The organism is Mycobacterium sp. SM3041, from assembly GCF_039668335.1.
In the GTDB taxonomy this organism is placed as follows: Bacteria; Actinomycetota; Actinomycetes; order Mycobacteriales; family Mycobacteriaceae; genus Mycobacterium.
This window is the reverse complement of sequence record NZ_JAYXBQ010000082.1, coordinates 111249-125057: the sequence shown is the minus strand read 5'-3', so window position 1 is coordinate 125057 and position 13809 is coordinate 111249. Positions and strand designations below refer to the sequence as shown.

At 68.1% G+C, this 13809-nt stretch carries 13 protein-coding genes and 1 pseudogene; 11 read left to right on the top strand and 3 right to left on the bottom strand.

Annotated features, from left to right (window positions below; genetic code table 11):
- Position 1: 1 nt before the first annotated feature.
- The 4 genes from mftD to mftG all read left to right on the top strand — a co-directional run bounded on the left by mftD (position 2) and on the right by mftG (position 4922).
- Complete coding sequence (gene mftD / locus VXD91_RS29965; RefSeq protein WP_064858261.1) at positions 2-1177, top strand: pre-mycofactocin synthase MftD; 1176 nt, start codon at positions 2-4, stop codon at positions 1175-1177.
- A 136-nt stretch (positions 1178-1313) separates the two neighbouring features.
- Positions 1314-2087, top strand: coding sequence for a mycofactocin biosynthesis peptidyl-dipeptidase MftE (gene mftE, locus VXD91_RS29960; protein WP_064858260.1), 774 nt, complete (start codon positions 1314-1316; stop codon positions 2085-2087).
- A gap of 13 nt (positions 2088-2100) precedes the next feature.
- Positions 2101-3519 (top strand): mycofactocin biosynthesis glycosyltransferase MftF, encoded by a 1419-nt coding sequence (mftF, locus tag VXD91_RS29955; protein WP_064858259.1) that lies wholly within the window; start codon positions 2101-2103, stop codon positions 3517-3519.
- Positions 3516-4922 (top strand): mycofactocin system GMC family oxidoreductase MftG, encoded by a 1407-nt coding sequence (gene mftG, locus VXD91_RS29950; protein WP_346417093.1) that lies wholly within the window; start codon positions 3516-3518, stop codon positions 4920-4922. Before mftF ends, mftG begins: the two co-directional genes overlap by 4 nt.
- 41 nt (positions 4923-4963) lie before the next feature.
- Here the strand turns inward: mftG and VXD91_RS29945 are convergent, their stop codons facing one another.
- Entirely contained in the window at positions 4964-6526 is a 1563-nt protein-coding gene (locus tag VXD91_RS29945) for an MFS transporter (protein ID WP_064858257.1), read from the bottom strand.
- 77 nt (positions 6527-6603) lie between these two features.
- On the opposite strand from VXD91_RS29945, the gene VXD91_RS29940 reads away from it, so the two are divergent.
- Positions 6604-7251, top strand: a complete 648-nt coding sequence (locus tag VXD91_RS29940) for a TetR/AcrR family transcriptional regulator (RefSeq protein WP_064858256.1) — start codon at positions 6604-6606, stop codon at positions 7249-7251.
- Here the strand turns inward: VXD91_RS29940 and VXD91_RS29935 are convergent.
- Positions 7217-8466, bottom strand: a pseudogene (locus tag VXD91_RS29935) (cytochrome P450). The gene VXD91_RS29940 and the pseudogene VXD91_RS29935 sit on opposite strands and share 35 nt — an antisense overlap.
- A 125-nt stretch (positions 8467-8591) precedes the next feature.
- On the opposite strand from VXD91_RS29935, the gene VXD91_RS29930 reads away from it, so the two are divergent.
- Positions 8592-10229 carry a carboxylesterase family protein gene (locus VXD91_RS29930; protein WP_110767091.1) on the top strand — a complete coding sequence of 546 codons (1638 nt, stop codon included), beginning with the start codon at positions 8592-8594 and terminating at the stop codon, positions 10227-10229.
- Positions 10230-10350: 121 nt separating this feature from the next.
- Complete coding sequence (locus tag VXD91_RS29925) at positions 10351-10704, top strand: nuclear transport factor 2 family protein (RefSeq protein ID WP_346417092.1); 354 nt, start codon at positions 10351-10353, stop codon at positions 10702-10704.
- Here the strand turns inward: VXD91_RS29925 and VXD91_RS29920 are convergent.
- The gene (locus VXD91_RS29920) at positions 10701-11174 is read right to left on the bottom strand and encodes a hotdog fold domain-containing protein (RefSeq protein ID WP_346417091.1); all 474 of its coding nucleotides are present in this window, start codon (positions 11172-11174) and stop codon (positions 10701-10703) included. The two genes, VXD91_RS29925 and VXD91_RS29920, sit on opposite strands and share 4 nt — an antisense overlap.
- 699 nt (positions 11175-11873) lie before the next feature.
- Here VXD91_RS29920 and rpsJ point away from each other — a divergent pair.
- From rpsJ to rplW, 4 genes are read left to right on the top strand one after another with little or no spacing between them, the layout of a single operon-like run.
- Complete coding sequence (gene rpsJ, locus VXD91_RS29915) at positions 11874-12179, top strand: 30S ribosomal protein S10 (RefSeq protein ID WP_003883485.1); 306 nt, start codon at positions 11874-11876, stop codon at positions 12177-12179.
- A 13-nt stretch (positions 12180-12192) separates the two neighbouring features.
- Positions 12193-12846: a 50S ribosomal protein L3 gene (rplC, locus tag VXD91_RS29910; protein WP_064858253.1), complete on the top strand. Its 654-nt coding sequence runs from the start codon at positions 12193-12195 to the stop codon at positions 12844-12846.
- The gene (gene rplD / locus VXD91_RS29905; RefSeq protein ID WP_064858252.1) at positions 12846-13499 is read left to right on the top strand and encodes a 50S ribosomal protein L4; all 654 of its coding nucleotides are present in this window, start codon (positions 12846-12848) and stop codon (positions 13497-13499) included. Before rplC ends, rplD begins: the two co-directional genes overlap by 1 nt.
- Positions 13499-13801 carry a 50S ribosomal protein L23 gene (gene rplW, locus VXD91_RS29900; protein WP_029119743.1) on the top strand — a complete coding sequence of 101 codons (303 nt, stop codon included), beginning with the start codon at positions 13499-13501 and terminating at the stop codon, positions 13799-13801. Before rplD ends, rplW begins: the two co-directional genes overlap by 1 nt.
- Positions 13802-13809 lie beyond the last annotated feature (8 nt).

Below are 13809 nucleotides of genomic sequence, written 5' to 3'. Positions count from 1 at the left end.
CATGGCCCGTGATACCTGGTTCGAAACCGTCGCCATCGCGCAGGAGCGCGCGAAGAAGCGGCTCCCCAAGTCCGCCTACTCCTCGCTGATCTCGGCGAGTGAGAAAGGCCTGACGGTCGCCGACAACGTCGCGGCGTTCGGCGAGCTCGGCTTCGCGCCGCACGTCATCGGTGCGCTCGACAAGCGCGAGATGGCCACAACGGTTATGGGTCAAGAGATTTCACTTCCCGTGATCATTTCTCCGACCGGTGTGCAGGCCATTCATCCCGACGGTGAGGTCGCCGTCGCCCGTGCCGCCGCAGCCCGCGGTACCGCCATGGGGTTGTCGTCGTTCGCGAGCAAGCCGATGGAAGAGGTCATCGCGGCCAACGACAAGACGTTCTTCCAGATCTACTGGCTGGGCAGCCGCGACGACATCGCGGCCCGCGCTGAGCGTGCCCGCGCGGCCGGGGCCAAGGGCCTCATCGTCACCACCGACTGGAGCTTCAGCCACGGGCGCGACTGGGGCAGCCCCAAGATCCCGGAGAAGATGGACCTCAAAACCATCGTGAAGATGAGCCCCGAGGTCATGACCAAGCCGCGCTGGCTGCTGCAGTGGGCCAAGACCATGCGGCCGCCGGCCCTGTCGGTGCCGAACCAGGCGATCAACGGTCAGCCCGCGCCGCCGTTCTTCCATGCGTACGGCGAATGGATGGGTACGCCGGCGCCGACCTGGGAGGACATCGCCTGGCTCCGCGAGTTGTGGGGCGGACCGTTCATGCTCAAGGGCGTCATGCGCATCGACGACGCCAAACGTGCTGTGGATGCCGGTGTTTCGGCCATCTCTGTGTCGAACCACGGCGGTAACAACCTGGACAGCACCCCGGCGTCGATCCGGGCGCTGCCCGCCATTGCCGAGGCTGTCGGCGACCAGGTCGAGGTTTTGCTGGACGGCGGTATCCGCCGCGGCAGCGACGTGGTCAAGGCACTGGCGCTGGGGGCCCGTGCGGTCATGCTCGGCCGGGCCTACCTGTGGGGGCTTGCGGCCGAGGGACAGGCCGGCGTCGAGAACGTCCTCGACATCATGCACGGCGGTATCGACTCCGCGCTGCGTGGGCTGGGCAAGGCGTCGATCCACGACCTCGGACCGGACGACATCCTGGTGCCGGAAGGGTTCACCCGGCGGCTGGGCGGCTGAGCCGTGGGGCGGACCGGGTGATTCGACGGGTCCGCTGATACGCGCGGTGCTGACGGGACTGACGTGATGGTCGCCGGGGTCTTGACAACCGCGGCGATTTGACCATTCGCTACGAATTGTTGCGTATACGGCAACAATTGGCGCACAGCAGGCAAATTCGGCTTACCATCGGCGGGTGCCTTTTCCCAGCGAGCTCGGGAACTCGACGTCGAGGCAGTTGCAAGCCATGCGGCCTTCGTTGATCGTCCCGGTTGGTTCCACCGAGCAGCATGGGCCGCACCTGCCGCTGGATACCGATACCCGGATCGCTGAGGCAGTGTCGCGGTCCGTCGCGGAGGAACTGCGCGCGCAGACGATCCCTGGCGTCGATCAGCCCACGTGGTTGGTCGCGTCTGCCATCAGCTACGGCGCGAGCGGTGAGCACGAGAGCTTTCCCGGCACCATCTCGATCGGCCTGGCCGCGTTGGAACATTTGCTGGTCGAGTTCGGGCGGTCGGCCTGTAACTGGGCCGGGCGGATCGTGTTCGTCAACGGTCACGGCGGCAACGTGGCGGCGGTGGCGGCGGCGACGACGCTGCTGCGGGCCGAGGGGCGCGACGTGGCCTGGTGCCCGTGCACCGCCGCCGGTGCGGACGCCCACGCGGGCCATACCGAAACGTCTGTACTGCTGCACCTTTCACCGGCCGACGTCTGGGTCGAAGAAAGCGTCGTCGGCAACACCGCACCGCTGCCCGAGCTGCTGCCGGCATTGCGCCGCGGCGGAATGGCGGCGGTCAGTCCGGTCGGGGTGCTGGGGGACGCCACCACGGCATCCGCCCTCGAAGGGTCCCGTATCTTTGCAGAAATGGTCGAAAGCTCCGTGCGCCGGATCAGCGCATGGCAGCCGAGCTCTGGGGGGATGCTCGCGTGACGGGGGTGGGACAGTGACTGGGCCGCGGCTGCCTGACGGCTTTGCCGTCCAAGTCGATCGCCGGGTCAAGGTGCTGGGTGAGGGCGCCGCGCTGCTCGGTGGCTCGCCGACGCGACTGCTGCGGCTGGCTCCGGCGGCGCAGACCATGCTCGACCGCGGCCGCCTGGAGGTCCACGACGCGCAGAGCGCGCAGCTGGCCCGCACGCTGCTCGACGCCACGGTGGCCCACCCGCGGCCGGCGACCGGACCCTCGCACCTCGACGTGACCGTCGTTGTTCCGGTACGCGACAACGCCGTTGGCGTCGCCCGGCTGGTGCGCTCCCTGCGCGGCATGCGCGTGGTGGTGGTCGACGACGGCTCCGTGGTGCCGCTGCAGGCCGCGGACTTCTGCGATCTGGCCGGCCACTGCGACGTGCGCGTGCTCCGGCACGACGTCAGCCGGGGACCGGCCGCGGCGCGCAACACCGGGCTGGCCGCCTGCGAGACCGACTTCGTGGCGTTCCTGGACTCGGACGTGGTGCCACGTCGCGGGTGGCTGGAAGCGCTGCTGGGGCACTTTTGCGACCCGGCCGTCGCGTTGGTCGCGCCGCGCATCGTCGGCCTGCACGAGCCCGACAATCTGATCGCGCGCTACGAGGCCGTGCGCTCGTCGCTGGACCTCGGCATGCGGGAAGCCCCGGTGGTGCCGTACGGCATGGTGGCCTATGTGCCGAGCGCGGCCATCATCTGCCGGCGCGCGGCGCTGGACCAGGTGGGCGGTTTCGACGAGTCGCTGCAGTCCGGCGAGGACGTGGACCTGTGCTGGCGGTTCATCGAGGCCGGGGCCCGGCTGCGGTACGAGCCGATCGCACTGGTCGGCCACGATCACCGCACCGCCTTGGGAGAATGGTTCACCCGCAAGGCCTTTTACGGTTCCTCTGCCGCGCCGCTGTCGGTGCGCCATCCGGGCAAGACGGCACCGCTCGTCATCTCCGGCTGGACGCTGGTGGTGTGGGTGCTGCTGGCCATGGGGTCCGGGGTGGGTTACCTGGCCTCGACCATCGCCGCGGCGATCACCGGCCGGCGCATTGCCAACTCGTTGCGATCGATCGACACCGAGCCGCGCGAGGTCGCTGCGGTGGCCGCGCAGGGACTGTGGGCCGCGGCCCTGCAACTCGCGGCGGCACTGTGCCGGCACTACTGGCCGGTGGCGCTGGTGCTGGCGGTGTGTTTCCGGCGCTGGCGGCAGGTCGTGCTGATCGCCGCGATCGTGGACGGCGTCGTCGACTGGGCCCGCCGCCACCACACCGTCGACGACAACACCCAGCGCGTGGGCCTGCTGGCCTACCTGCTGCTCAAGCGTCTCGATGACATCGCCTACGGTCTGGGGCTGTGGGGCGGCGTGGTGCGCGAGCGGCATCTGGGTGCGCTCAAGCCGCAGATCCGGACTTGAGCCCACGCCGCGATGACGTCCTGATCGTCGGGGCCGGCAGTGCCGGCTGCGTTCTGGCCGAGCGTCTTTCGGCCGATCCCGCCTGCCAGGTGACGCTGCTGGAGACCGGCGGCACCATCCGCCCGGAGCCGGGCTGGGTGTTGCCCATCGGAGTCGACAGCACCGTGGCGCGACAGCACCGCACGACGCTGACGCAGAACCCGGCGCGGTCCGTGGACATCGTGCGAGGACGGGTGCTGGGCGGCTCCGGAGCGATCAACGGCGGCTATTTCTGCCGGGCCTGGCCGGCCGATTTCGCGGCCTGGGCGGTGCCGGGCTGGTCCTGGTCCGATGTCCTGCCGCACTATTGCGCCATCGAGACGGACCATGACTTCAGTGGTGCCGAACATGGATCGGCCGGCCCGGTGCCGGTACGCCGTATCAGCGAATTCGCAGCTTCCTCACAGGCTTTCCGGGACGTCGCAGGCGCCCGGTTCCCCTGGATTGACGATCTCAATGCCGCGGCCGGGGTCGGGCCGGGCCTCGGTGCGGTGCCGCTCAACATCGATGACACCGGGCATCGGCACGGTCCCGGCGAGGTCTATCTGACGGCCGCGCGCGGCCGGGACAACCTGACGGTGCGCGCCGGCACCCGTGCGCTGCGGGTGTTGTTCGACGGTGACCGCGCGGTGGGGGTCCGGTGCCTCGGCCCCGAGGGGGTGTCGGACCGGTACGCCCACCGGATCGTGTTGTGCGCCGGGGCAATTGAATCCGCGCATCTGTTGATGCTGTCCGGGATCGGCCCGGCTGCGCAGTTGCGCAGGGTCGGCGTACCGGTGGTGGCGGACCTGCCGGTGGGGGCCGGATGCGCGGATCATCCGGAATGGGTGGTGCCGACCACCTGGCCCGCGGCGCCCGGGCGGCCGCCACTCGAATTGCTGCTCACCACCGGCGAATTGGAAATCCGGCCGTACACCTGGGGCTTCGCGGCCATGACCGGCGGGGTCACCGACGGCGCGGACCCGGTGCACCTCGGCATCTCCCTCATGCGGCCGCGCGCGCAGGGCAGGGTCCTGCTGGTGTCGGACGATCCCGAGGTGCGTCCCGTCATCGAGCACCGCTACGACGCCGATCCGGCCGACGCCGCGGCACTACACGCCGGGTACGAACTCTGTCGCGACCTGTTCGGTGCTGCCGTCACCGGCGCGGAACCGGCCTGGTCCACCGCGCAGCATCTGTCGGCCACGGCCCCGATGGGCGCCGACGGCGACGAACGCGCCGTCCTCGATCCGCAATGCCGGGTGCGCGGCGTCGACGGGTTGTGGGTCGCCGACGGCGCTGCGCTGCCGGGCATCACCGGCCGGGGCCCACACGCGACCATCGTCATGCTGGCGCACCGGGCCGCGGGGTTCATCGCGTCGTGACCGCCGCCGGGTCCGTCGCCGCCCGAAAAGGCTTGTGCTGACTAGTCGTTGGGTGGTGTGCGTTCGCGGCCGGGCGCCCAGAACGCGATGAGTACGCCCGCGACCGCGGTGATCGACGCCAGCACCACGAGCGATGTCTGCATGGCGTGGAGGAACGCCACCCGGGCCACCGTTACGAGCTGACCGCCGACCGGGCCGAGGTGGGGTGCGGCGGCCACCGCGCCGGCCAATGAGCCGCGCGCGGCGTCCTGCACCGGAGCCGGAAAACCGGCGATGGCGGGCCCGATGTGCTTGGTGTATCCGGCCGCCAGGAGGGAGCCGGTGAGTGCGATGCCGAGGGCTGCGCCCACCTCCCGTGTGGTGTCGTTGACCGCCGACGCCACCCCCTGCTTGGCATCCGGAACCGATGTCATGATTGCGGAAGTCGTTGGCGCGGTGAAGATGCCGACTCCGGTGCTCACCACCAGCAGCGGCCAGGCCAGGGCCCAGTACGACGAGTCGATGCGCACCAGGCACAGGGACAGCAGGCCTGCGGACAGCAGCCCCAGGCCGACGAGCACCACGACGCGCAAGCCCAGCTTCGGCAGATACCACGACGACAGCGGGGACAAGATGAGCATCGGCACCGCCAGCGGGGACAGGGCCAGCGCGGTTCCCAGCGGGCTGTAGCCCATGACCAGTTGCATGAATTGCATCGCCAGGTAGAAGAAGCCGAACATCACCATGAACAGCACCGTGATGGCCGCGGCGCCGGTGCCGAACTGACGATCGACAAATAGTCGGACGTCCAGCAAAGGGTGCCGGACCCGTAGCTCGATGATCGCGAAGGCCCCAGCCAGGATCAGGCCGCCGGCGATACCGCCCAGCACCACCGGATGTGTCCAGCCCCGATCGGGCGCCGCCAGGATGCCGTACACCAGCGCGGCGACGGCCGCGGCGATGACGACCGCGCCGGTGACGTCCAAGGTTCGGGCTTCCGTGTCGCGCGAACTCGTGATGGTCGTGGTCATGGCAATGAGGACGAGCCCGGCAGCGGCGAAAGCCCAGAAGATCGACTGCCAGGGCCAGAAGTGCAGCAGCACACCGGATCCCAGCATGCCGAACACGCCACCGCAGCCGGCCATGCCGGCCCAGATGCCCACCGCTTTGGTGCGCTGGTCCGCGGGGTACGACGCCGTGATCAGGGACAGGGTTGCGGGCATGATGAACGCGGCGCCCACTCCGGCGACCGCCCGGGCGCCGATGATGTGCAGGGGATGGGTGCTCAGTGCCGGAACGACCGAGGCCGCCGCGAACACGGCCAGACCGAACAGCAGGGCGCCGCGCCGGCCGTAGCGGTCGCCGATGGCGCCGGCGGGCAGCAGCAGGCAGGCCAGCGTCAGCGTGTAGCTGTCGATGATCCAGGTCAGCTGGGTCTGGTTCGCCGAGGTGGCCATGGCGATGTCGCCGAGCGCGGTGTTGAGTGCGACCATCGACGAAATCACCACCAGCACACCGCAACACGCCACGAGCAACGTCCAGGTGCGGTGGCGCGAGATGGGCGGGGTGGCCGTAGGCGGCGTGGTATCGGCCCGAGGGCTCACCACGCTCGCCTTGTCGGCCATGCGGCCACCTTCCGGTAGTTTCGAGACTGATGATCTTCAAACGAGACTAACAGTCTTGTTTGTCGGCCGAAAGGTGAATGGCATTGTCCAGCGAACACGGTGACCCCCGGCCGGCCCGTTCCCGGGCGCGGCTTCTCGAGGCGGCGACCGATCTGCTGCGCTCGGGCGGCCCCAGTGCCGTGACCGTCGACGCCGTGATCAGGGCGTCCAATGTGGCCAGAGCCACTCTCTATCGGCACTATGCCAGCGGAAATGACTTGCTGGCAGCGGCATTTCACGCACTCATTCCGCCGGCTCCGGTGCCACTCGCCGAGGGGGACCTGCGCGCGCGGTTGATCGCTCTCGTGCGCGCGCAGGCGGAGCTGATCGCCGAGGCGCCGGTCAGCCTGGCGGCCATGTCCTGGCTGGCGCTCGGCAGCAACCTCGAACACCTGCCGTGGGGGGCGGCCGGCGCCGAGAGCGTCGAGGTCCGCAACCTGCGGGAACGGGTCGCCGAGCAGTACGCGGTCCCGTTCGAGGCCGTGCTGTCCAGTCCCGAGGCCATCGCCGAGTTGGGCGACGTGGACCGGCTCCACGCGGCGGCGTTGCTATTCGGCCCGATCGTGCTCGGCAAGCTCAGCACGTTGCCCGATTTCGATTACCACGAGGTCGCCGTCGTCGCCGTCGACGGATTCCTCGCGACTCACCGCATCAGCGCAGCGAATACCGGATCGGCAGGTGCTTGAAACCGCCGACGAACGTCGTCGCGGAAAGTTCCGGGGAGCCGGCCAATTCGATCGAGTCCAGTCGAGGCAGTAGCTCGGAGAACAGGCTGTTCATCTCCATGCGGGCCAGGGCCGCACCAAGACAGAAGTGCACGCCGTATCCGAACGCCAGGTGCTTGTTGGGCTCGCGCCCGACGTCGAACCGGAACGGGTCGGCGAACACCTCTTCGTCACGGTTGCCGGAAACGTAAGCGAGATAGACGGATTCGCCTGCCGCGATCGGCACGCCGCGTACGACGGTGTCGGCGGTGGCGGTGCGCATGAACTCCTTCACCGGCGTGCTCCACCTGATCATCTCCTCGATAGCGGTGGGCATCAGATCAGGATTCGCCTTGAGGCGGGCCAGCTCGCCGGGATTCTGGATCAGCGCGTGCAGCCCACCCGAGATGGCGTCCTTGGTGGTGTCGTGGCCGGCGCTGGCCACGATCACGTAGTAGGACGCGGTGTCCATGTCGCTGAGCGGTTCGCCGTCGATGCGGCCGTTCGCGATCGCCGATGCCAGGTCGTCGGTGGGGTTGGCGCGCCGGGATGCGGTCAGTGCGGCGAAGTACTGGAAGAAGTCGAGGAGCACGGCGAACAGCTCTTCGGGCGACTGGCCGCGGGAGTACTCCTCGTCGTCGCCGCCGAACATCTCCTGTGTGAGCGTGTGCATGCGGTCGTAGTCCTCTTCGGGGAGGCCGAGCAGCGACATGATCACGTAGAGCGGAACTGGATCGCGATCTCCTCGACGAAGTCGCATTCCGGGCCCGCGTCGCGCATCCGGTCCACGTAGCGTTTGGCCAGTTCGTCGACCCGGACCTTCAGATCGCGCATGGCCTTCGGCCGGAACCAGTCGGCGCCGATGGCGCGGATCTTGCGGTGGTGCGGGTCGGCCATGTGGATCAGGGTCCGCAGCCCCATGCCCGCCTCGGCCTGTGCCTTCAGTAGATCTTCGGCGTCGGCCTGCATCAGCAGCGGCCGGGGCTCGCTGATGAAGAGGTTGTTATCCCGTTCGATGGCCATGATGTCGGCGTGTTTGGTGATGGCCCAGAACGGCCGGTAGGGCGGATTGTCCACCCACGCAACGGGATTGGTGGCACGGAGATGAGTGAGTGCGGTGTGGAGCCGGTGGTCGTCGGCGTAGGCGGTGGGGTCGGCAAGGACCTTGGCGGCCTCGTCGGTGGTGGGTGCAGTCATTGAACTCCTCACGCGGACGCAAACTTGACAGCTGTCAAGTGGAGTGTAGGTGGTTCGATGTCCGATGGGGAGGGGGTCGCCGGAAATATTTCTGAGCTGTATTCGGCGGCCTTTCAGTAGGCTGGGTGCTCGTGTCGTCCGCTCATCCGCGCAGACTGCTGCAGCGCGCTGCAGCAGTCGCTGCGACGGCACTGCTGCTCGCGGGATGCGGCCTGGATTCCCACAGTGACGGTGCCACGGCCGTCGCGCCCGACGCGGTGACAGCTGATCCGGCGCTGGTGCACACCGCAGCGGGGACCGTCCGCGGGACGGTCAATCCGGAACTCCGCTTCTTCGGTGGAATTCCTTATGCCGCACCACCATTGGGGCCGCTGCGTTTCCGTCCGCCGGCCCCCGCGGCGGCATGGGATGGCGCGCGGGACGCCGCCAAACCGGGCGCGCGCTGCATCCAGGACCCCAAGGGCGACCTCGAGATGGGCCGCAATACCAGCGAGGATTGTCTGACGCTCAACGTCTGGACGCCGCCGGTGCGGGCCTCCGGCGAGCGCCGGCCAGTCCTGGTGTGGCTCCACGGCGGCGGGTTCATCAACGGCTCCAGCAGTATCTACAACTCGACGCGGCTGACGACGCGCGGCGACGTGGTGGTGGTGACCGTCAACTACCGCCTCGGCGCCCTGGGTTTCCTGGCGCATCCCGCGCTGGGGGCCGGCCCCGACGTCGGCAACTACGGCTTGGCCGATCAGCAGGCGGCGCTGCGCTGGGTGCGCGACAACATCGCCGCGTTCGGCGGCGACCCCGACAAGGTGACCATCGCCGGCGAATCCGCCGGCGGGATGTCGGTGTGCGACCACCTCGTCGCGCCCGATTCGGCGGGTCTCTTCCGCGGCGCCATCATCGCCAGCGGGCCCTGTCAGGCGCAGGGCGCGCTGCCCGAGGCCACCGGCGCCAGCCTGGCCTACGCGAAGGCCGCGGGGTGTGGCGATCCGGCGGTCGCAGCGGACTGCCTGCGCAGCCTGCCGGTCGACAAACTGCGAAAACCGGTGTGGTACTACGGAATCGGCGAGAACATGCTCAGTGGACCCGTCTCCGGGACGGCGCTGCTGCCGATCGATCCGATGCGGGCCATCAGTGACGGTGCTGCGGCGCGGGTGCCGGTGATGATCGGCACCACCCGCGACGAGTTCACCCTGTTTGTGGCGCTGCAGTATCTGCGCGCGGGCAAGCGATTCCACGCCGACGCCTACCCCCACCTGCTGGAGTCCACGTTCGGCGGTGACGCCGGCGCGGTGGCGGAGCACTACCCGCTGGACCGCTACAACGGCAGCGCCGCGGTCGCCTATTCGACGGCAGTCACCGACGGGGCGTTCGCGTGCGTGGCGGACCGCATCGGCGACGAACTGCGTGCCGACGCGCCGGTGTACGGCTACGAGTTTGCCGACCCGACGCCACCGACACCGGATCCCTTGCGCCACTTGCCTTTCCCTGTCGGTGCCAGCCACTCGCTGGACCTGCGCTACATCTTCAACATGGGTGGAGCGCCGCCGCCGACGCCGCCGCAGATCGCGCTGTCGGATCAGATGATCGACTACTGGAGCTCTTTCGTCCGCGATGGACACCCCAGTGCGGAGGGTGCGCCGGAATGGCCGCAGCTGGCCGGCGGCGACCACGACGCCCGGATGTCGTTGCGCCCCGATGGCAGTCGGTTGGTCACGGACTACGACCAGGTACACCAGTGCGCGTTCTGGGCGACTCTGCAGCACTGACTGCTACGTCGAACGTGGGGGATTCTGGTGACGTCAGCGGCGTGGCGTCTCGGCAGGTCGCACGCTCGACGCGCGGAAAATGCCTTGCCCGCCGAGGTTGCGTCCACTTCGATGGGGCGGCATGACGATCCGCGATGCCGACCGATTCGCCCATGAGTGGTGCGAGGCCTGGAACGCACACGACGTCGAGGCGGTCCTGGCGCATTTCCACGACGACGTCGTCTTCACCTCACCGGTCGCGGCACACGTGGTGCCGGAATCCGGGGGAGTCGTGCGGGGCAAGGACGCGCTCCGCCGGTACTGGACCACCGCGCTGGCTGCGGTGCCGGAACTGCACTTCGACATCGTTGCCACTTATATAGGGACGCGGGCGCTCGTCATCAATTACCGCAACCACCGCGGCCAGCTGGTCAACGAGGTACTGATATTCGACGGGGACTTGGTCCGTGAAGGCCACGGCACCTATCTCGATTAGGCGGGCGTCACCCACGTCGTGATGTCGGCATGCACGACCTCTTCGCCTCGGGCGTCGACCACCGAGACCGATACGACGACGTCGGTGCCTCTCGCCAGCGTCTCGAAGTCGGGGACGTCGACCCGCGCGTGGGCCCGCAGTGAGGTGGTGGCCTTGGCCAGGTACCGCACGTTCATGGCCTTCGGGATCCAGCGGTGGCTCGTCGGCACGGTCGCTTCCATCGCCATGCCCATGGCGGCCTCGGCGGCGTTGCACGACGCGATGGCATGCACGGTGTGCAGATGGTTGTAGACGAAGAACCACTTCGGCACCGCCACCTCGGCGTAGCCCGGCTCCATCGTCACCACCCGGGGCAGGACCGACGCGAAGTACGGCACCCGCACCATCGCGGCCGCGGAGAACAGCAGGCTGCCGCCGGGCCGTCCGGAGAGCTGCTTCCAGGCGCGGTACGTGGAGCTCAGTGTCGACATGTCTCTACCTTACTCAACAGTAAGTTCAGTGCCGACGCTGATTCTGCGGCCTGGGCGCGGGGTACTCGCACTTGCTCGCCGTGCGCGCAGGCTCAACCCGACGTCGCGGTTGGCTCTGCGGCCCGGGTGCTACGTACTCGCACTTCTACGCCATGAGTGCAGAGTCAACGTGAGAAGCGCCCAGGCGTGCGTTGACCCTGTAGTTGGGGCGCACCCCACTTGAACTTTTGCGCCACCACTGCAGGATCAACCGGACCTCTGCGCCCACTCTCCAACCAGGGCGCGATCCAGTCGAACGTCAGCGCCGTCGCCGCAGAATCAAGGCAGATTCAAGGCAGAATGAACCCGAGGTCACCGCAGGACCGGCGGCAGAACCCGGGCGCGCCGGACGGCTCCGCAGCGGATTTGGAGCGAGCCCGGATCTGGGGCATACTGTTCGGGTTGCCTTGCGCCGGGTTCGCCCGCTGCAGGCATACGACCGGCGCCCATCTCGGGCGCATCCGGTCCCAGCATCGCCCACGATGGAATTTCCAGCGCGGACGACTGTGCGCAAAGGCGACACGCCCGAGTGCGGGGGTCGGTGAACCACAGAAACGTAAAGAGCGGCGGCATAGCCAGCGCGCGCAATCGGGTATCCCGAGGCGTGCGTATTGAAGACCAGGCCCGAGCACGGGCCCGTGAAAGTTAGGTAGGAGAAGCGTGGCGGGACAGAAGATCCGCATCAGGCTCAAGGCCTACGACCACGAGGCGATTGACGCCTCGGCGCGCAAGATCGTTGAGACGGTCACCCGTACGGGAGCAAGCGTGGTCGGCCCGGTGCCGCTGCCGACCGAGAAGAACGTGTACTGCGTCATTCGGTCTCCCCATAAGTACAAGGACTCGCGGGAGCATTTCGAAATGCGTACCCACAAGCGCCTTATCGACATCCTCGACCCCACGCCGAAGACCGTTGACGCCTTGATGCGCATCGATCTGCCGGCGAGCGTCGACGTCAACATCCAGTAGGAGACCCAGAAAAATGGCACGCAAAGGCATTTTGGGCACCAAGCTGGGCATGACGCAGGTGTTCGACGAGAACAACAAAGTCGTCCCGGTCACGGTCGTGAAGGCCGGCCCCAACGTGGTGACCCGTATCCGCACCACCGAGCGCGACGGCTACAGCGCCGTGCAGCTCGCCTACGGCGAGATCAGCCCTCGCAAGGTGAACAAGCCGGTCACCGGTCAGTTCGCCGCTGCAGGCGTCAACCCGCGCCGGCACCTCGCCGAGCTTCGTCTCGATGACGAGGCCGCCGCTGGTGAGTACGAGGTCGGCCAGGAGCTGACCGCCGAGATCTTCGCCGACGGCGCGTACGTCGACGTGACCGGCACCAGCAAGGGCAAGGGCTTCGCCGGCACCATGAAGCGTCACGGCTTCAAGGGCCAGGGCGCCGCGCACGGTGCCCAGGCTGTGCACCGTCGTCCCGGTTCGATCGGTGGCTGCGCCACCCCGGGCCGTGTCTTCAAGGGCACCCGCATGTCCGGCCGTATGGGTAGCGACCGCGTCACCACCCAGAACCTGAAGGTTCACAAGGTCGACGCCGAGAACGGTGTGTTGCTCATCAAGGGCGCCATCCCGGGCCGCAACGGTGGACTGGTGGTTGTCCGCACCGCAGTTAAGCGAGGCGAGAAGTAATGACTTCTGTAAAGGCTATCGAAGTTAAGACCCCGGACGGCAAGAAGGACGGCTCTGTCGAGCTGCCCGCCGAGCTGTTCGACGTCGAGCCCAACATCGCGCTGATGCACCAGGTGGTGACGGCCCAGCTGGCAGCCGCGCGCCAGGGCACGCACGCCACCAAGACCCGGGCCATGGTGTCCGGTGGTGGCAAGAAGCCGTACCGCCAGAAGGGCACCGGCCGCGCCCGTCAGGGTTCGACCCGCGCCCCGCAGTTCACCGGTGGTGGCACCGTCCACGGCCCGCAGCCGCGTGACTACAGCCAGCGGACTCCGAAGAAGATGATCGCTGCTGCCCTGCGCAGCGCGCTGTCGGACCGGGCTCGCAACGAGCGCATCCACGCGATCACCGAACTGGTGGCCGGTCAGAACCCGTCGACCAAGAGCGCCAAGTCGTTCCTGTCGTCGCTGACCGACAACAAGAAGGTGCTCGTCGTGATCGGCCGCAGCGATGTGGTCGGCGCCAAGAGCGTCCGCAACCTGCCTGGCGTGCACGTGATCTCGCCGGATCAGCTGAACACCTACGACGTGCTCAACGCCGACGACCTGGTGTTCTCGGTGGAGGCGCTCAACGCCTACATCACCGCCAACACGAAAGAGGAGGTGTCGGCCTGATGGCTACCGTGACTGATCCTCGCGACATCATCCTGGCCCCGGTCATCTCGGAGAAGTCCTACGGACTCATCGAGGACAACACGTACACGTTCATCGTGGCGCCGGAGTCCAACAAGACGCAGATCAAGATCGCTATCGAGAAGATCTTCGACGTGAAGGTCGACTCGGTGAACACCGCGAACCGGAAGGGCAAGCGCAAGCGCACCCGCACCGGTTACGGCCAGCGCAAGAGCACCAAGCGCGCGATCGTGACCCTGTCCGCCGGCAGCAAGCCGATCGAACTGTTCGGAGCTCCGGCCTGATCGGCCGG

Coding starts and splice junctions, on each gene's coding strand:
- mftD (WP_064858261.1), top strand. CDS start 2: ATGGCCCGTGATACCTGGTTCGAAACCGTCGCCATCGCGCAGGAGCGC.
- VXD91_RS29945 (WP_064858257.1), bottom strand. CDS start 6,526: ATGGCCGACAAGGCGAGCGTGGTGAGCCCTCGGGCCGATACCACGCCG.
- VXD91_RS29940 (WP_064858256.1), top strand. CDS start 6,604: ATGGCATTGTCCAGCGAACACGGTGACCCCCGGCCGGCCCGTTCCCGG.
- VXD91_RS29925 (WP_346417092.1), top strand. CDS start 10,351: ATGACGATCCGCGATGCCGACCGATTCGCCCATGAGTGGTGCGAGGCC.
- VXD91_RS29920 (WP_346417091.1), bottom strand. CDS start 11,174: ATGTCGACACTGAGCTCCACGTACCGCGCCTGGAAGCAGCTCTCCGGA.
- rplC (WP_064858253.1), top strand. CDS start 12,193: ATGGCACGCAAAGGCATTTTGGGCACCAAGCTGGGCATGACGCAGGTG.
- rplD (WP_064858252.1), top strand. CDS start 12,846: ATGACTTCTGTAAAGGCTATCGAAGTTAAGACCCCGGACGGCAAGAAG.
- rplW (WP_029119743.1), top strand. CDS start 13,499: ATGGCTACCGTGACTGATCCTCGCGACATCATCCTGGCCCCGGTCATC.